The following is a 3,944-nucleotide window of genomic DNA, read 5'->3' as shown; positions in this document are numbered from 1 at the left end:
GAAAGAACTGTTCCGGCATCGGTCTGCTCGGCGATGAGCCCCAGATCGCTGAGCGCCGAGCGGATTTGCGGCCAAGGGAACACGGAGCATTCCTCCCAGGCTTCGCCCTCGCGCAACACGGCATCGAGCTTGCCTGCCACACCGGCGAGAGTCGTAGCGGGGGTCGTTGAGAACGCTTCCAGCAGATCCTGTGCCCGGTCGCCAGCCTCGCACTCGGCCTTGAGCGCGGCGGTGTAACCAGCCTCCTCGGCAGCTGCATCCCAGCGAGCCTGATGTGCCGCAAAATCAGCTTCGGCCTTCTCGCGGAGAGCTGCCATATCCGGCCCCTCGCCGAGCACTTCATTGAGCGCCTCGATCGAGTGGACCGCCACGTCCTCACCCTCGGGCACGCAGACGGTCGCACAAGGAAAGCCGACGCTCGAGACAAGCCTCGCCTCCAGGCGCTGCTGCTTGCGGCAAAGCCGCTCGGTCAGCTTGTGGGCGGTCTCCCATTCCCGCCAAAGCGCCAGCGCAGGGTCGGGGAGCATACTCGTTGCCGCTGTGTTGCCGACAAGCGCACTTTTCTCAAGCACCAAAGCGGTGGACGTGATCATCCCTCCCGCAAGCACTCGCCTGCGGGTGACGAAAGCCAGAGTCATGCTATTGTCGGAATCAGCCCCGATCCGAGCTCCTATCAGCTTGGGTTGTGGTCAGGCTGCTGAGGGTGGTTGCACACCAACAGCAGCCGCTTTCAAGCGAAAAAATCGTATCAGCGGTACGATATTGAAAAAGCGGCTACAACAAGAATCGTATCACGGTTACGAAATGAATGCAGTTCAGTGCAAAATGGCACGTGTCGCGTTGGGCTGGGGAACTCGAGAGTTAGCCCTAAAGGCAAACGTATCTCCCGATACCATCGCGCGGTTGGAAAGAGGCGAACAGCTAAAGAATTCAACCCTCGCCGAAATTCGTGCAGTCTTCGAAGCGGCCGGGATCGAATTCATTCCAGAGAACGGTGGCGGCGCTGGTGTTCGCTTGTCACAGCGTTCCGCTGGCGAATGACAATCGGCTTTTTTGAGCCGCCGCACATGTGCGGCTAGCGGCCCAAATGGGCGCTTCAGCGCCAACAGGCGAACCAAGACGTACGTCCGCAATGGGCCTGATCCCGGACCTTCGCACCGAGCTCTCACATGTCCGCTCGCGTGCTGGGTACCCTAGCAGCGGACGGTCTGCTCGGCCCCATTTCTGCCCCCTCGGACCGCGTGGGTAGTGGGAGAAATACGGCCCGATTCCATTCATCCGCTCCCGGCTGTCGCAAAAGTTATATAGCGCAAACGATGACATAGGGGTTCTCAGTTTCATCCTGTCGGGTGCAGCATGGCACAGTTCGCTTGCCGACAACTATTCCTGCTGGAATTGACAGGGCCAATCTTCAGGCCTCGTCAAGCCAGAAGGCAACTCGGTCCGGGCGTCTCCGCAAGCCATGTTGAGCTGCCACTGGGACAGACCCGCCGAATTGGAAAGATCGACGCCCTCGATACGGGTTAGAAAGAAAAAGGCGCGGTCAAAGTCTATCGGCGCGGTGAACGTCGCTCCTCGGAAGTCCGCCCGTGCGAGATTGGCAAACGAGAAGCGGCTGCCGCTGATATCGGCGTCATGGAACTGCGCACGCCCCAATTCTGCCTTTGTGAAATCAACATTGGTCAGATTGGCGCCCTGGAAATTCGAGCGCTGTATTTCCGCGCTCGCAAACACAGCGCCCTGCGCGTCCATACGGCTGAAGTCGGTCCTGTAGGCCTCGATTCTGTCGAACCGGGCGCCTTTGGCGGTCGAGTCGGCCAGGGAAGCACGCACAAGCGTTGCCTTCTCAAGATTTGCCGCAAGGAGATTGCTGTTCCTGAGGTCGGTCGAAGTGAAATCAACACCGAACAGGTTCGCCCCGCTCAGGTCTTGTCCTTCTAGGATGAGAAGCTTCTTGTCACACTCGTGCCAATTGACGCCAGGCGTCGCGGCTGCGTCGCAATTGTGAGCAGCAGTGGCGTTCTGCCAAGCAAACACAGTGCAAACCGCTAGAACCAAGCCGGATGCGCCGTAAGCTCTGGTTCGCCTCAAAGTCATTGTTGCTGGACCTCTGCTACTCGCCGACACTCAACCTTACCACATCTGCTGACACTCGAGCCACGGTGACCACCGCCGTCACAGTTAGCGCATTTCTCATATTCAAGCTTTGATGTTGATCAACCGATCAACCCGCGCGTAGGGCGCGATTTGCGAGCGCCTCCCCATATCATCGGCGGTCCAGCAGAGCCATACCCTGATTCCGCTGTCGCATGAACCCCACGACTTCGCTTAGCGAAGCCGAAGTTGATCTCTGCCATCTCCCAGGTCGAAGCATCAACCCCGCATATTTGTGTCGTAAGCTGACGTGCCGCGAATACGCCTTTTTCGGTTGGCGGGCTTTATGGCGGACGCGCAACCTATTCTGTATTTTTATCAACGTAAACAATGTCGTATGGCGGAGAGGGAGGGATTCGAACTCCGCGCTTGGAAAAGCGTCCCTCTCGTCTTCACCGTGCAGGCCGCTTACTCTGGGCGGCAGAGTGCCCTTCCGCGCTTCGCCAAACCTGCCGTGGGAAATGCCTTGCCGTTTTTTCCGGCGGGCTTTGATCAGATCGCGACTATTAGTGGTTTATGCTGGAACTGGTTGCGGAGGTTGGAGTCGGACCTATTTGCGCCGATCAAGAAGTCCCGTCAGCAAACGAACTCGGTTACAGCACTGTATCGGCGGTATCTCTCTACCGACTCGAACCGCGACCGTTTCTTAGGTCGCGCCTACCGTTTTGCACGCCGTCCCCTGCCCGGCCGTGGCGGAAGGTTGAACCAGTTGGGCGACTGCTAGGTTCCAGACTGGAGGTAAGGTCGGCTCGCTGAAAGCACGGCAGGTGGCATGCGGCACATGCGCGACAACGGCGGCGGAGGGTTTGAGAGGGCCGGAGCCCCGACAGCTTTCGGCAGTTCGAACGATATAGTCGAACGGCCGAAATCGGGGCGCAAAGCTGCCATTAGGCACAAAGATAACAAAAAGCATCGGCGATCGGCTGAAGCCGCTCCTTCTCAGTCTGCTGGCGAACCGCGTAACCGGGGCAGATTTCCGGGCGAAGGGGTTTGCAGGCGAGCGCGTTCGTGATTCACCCTATGCGTGACGCTACCACCGACTGATTCGTTTGAAGGCTGTCGCTCGCGGAACTCCGCGGGTTGGTTACTGCGCTGATCGGCGAAGTGCGCGGTCCAAACATGGTTCGAAGTGGTCGATGGAGGGTCGCGTCGCACGGTGCAGAAGGCCATGCATCGTAGATTATGCGCAAACTGCTATCGCGCGCCTAGTCGGAACTCGCGCATCGAACAGTACATCACGTCTTCTGTCCCCAGCGCACCGGCGGCCTCCCCGCTCGCAATCCAAATAGACGTCTTTCAGCTGTTTGATTGGCATGTCAGCGTGAGCGAACGCGAGGTCCTGAGCGTCAGAAGCCGACAATGAAGCCGGACTGATTGCGATCAGCACGGTGCCGAGCGTCACAGGCGCGAGGGACTTAACAACTGACATGATCATTTTGAGATCCTCCCCAGCTCCCGTAGGTCAACATTCAGTCCTTGGGGGTCGCAGGTGTAGTGCCGTTCGAAGGTCCCGTCCGCGCGCCGCTGCTTGTCGAAGCCGCAATGTAAGGCTCGATCGCGCGCTCGTGGACCAGCCAAAGGGGATCTCGGCCGAGGCGTACCCACTGCCGGCGGCCAACCGTTTCGGGATCGAGGCCGAAGCGATCCTGGTGCGCTCGATCGTCGTGCCGGCCGCGCCTGCCTCCGCATGACGGATGGCGCGGCTTCGCAAATCGCACATGATTTCGTCACGTGAGATGCCGATGTCGCCAAGGACGTCATCGGGTAAACGGCTCAACTGGTCCGTTGCC

The 3,944-nt window shown here is 59.2% G+C and carries 4 protein-coding genes; 2 read left to right on the top strand and 2 right to left on the bottom strand.

Translation table 11 applies throughout. The annotated features are described in order from the left end of the window. Positions 1-527, bottom strand: a 527-nt coding sequence (locus NKI72_RS34240) for a hypothetical protein (RefSeq protein WP_352852143.1), incomplete at its 3' end; no start/stop codon positions are given. 277 nt (positions 528-804) lie between these two features. Between NKI72_RS34240 and NKI72_RS34235 the strand changes: the two genes are divergently transcribed. After that, a complete protein-coding gene (locus NKI72_RS34235) occupies positions 805-1,041 on the top strand; it encodes a helix-turn-helix domain-containing protein (protein ID WP_352692848.1) in 237 nt (78 codons plus the stop codon). Between the two features lie 339 nt (positions 1,042-1,380). Here NKI72_RS34235 and NKI72_RS34230 read toward each other — a convergent pair whose 3' ends face one another. Further along, complete coding sequence (locus NKI72_RS34230) at positions 1,381-2,097, bottom strand: pentapeptide repeat-containing protein (RefSeq protein ID WP_352456374.1); 717 nt, start codon at positions 2,095-2,097, stop codon at positions 1,381-1,383. Between the two features lie 1,622 nt (positions 2,098-3,719). Here NKI72_RS34230 and NKI72_RS34225 point away from each other — a divergent pair. Next, positions 3,720-3,845 carry a hypothetical protein gene (locus tag NKI72_RS34225; protein WP_352473171.1) on the top strand — a complete coding sequence of 42 codons (126 nt, stop codon included), beginning with the start codon at positions 3,720-3,722 and terminating at the stop codon, positions 3,843-3,845. The last annotated feature ends 99 nt before the right edge of the window (positions 3,846-3,944 follow it).

Source organism: Mesorhizobium sp. M0437, from assembly GCF_040321335.1.
In the GTDB taxonomy this organism is placed as follows: Bacteria; Pseudomonadota; Alphaproteobacteria; order Rhizobiales; family Rhizobiaceae; genus Mesorhizobium.
This window is presented reverse-complemented; position numbering and strand designations above follow the sequence as displayed.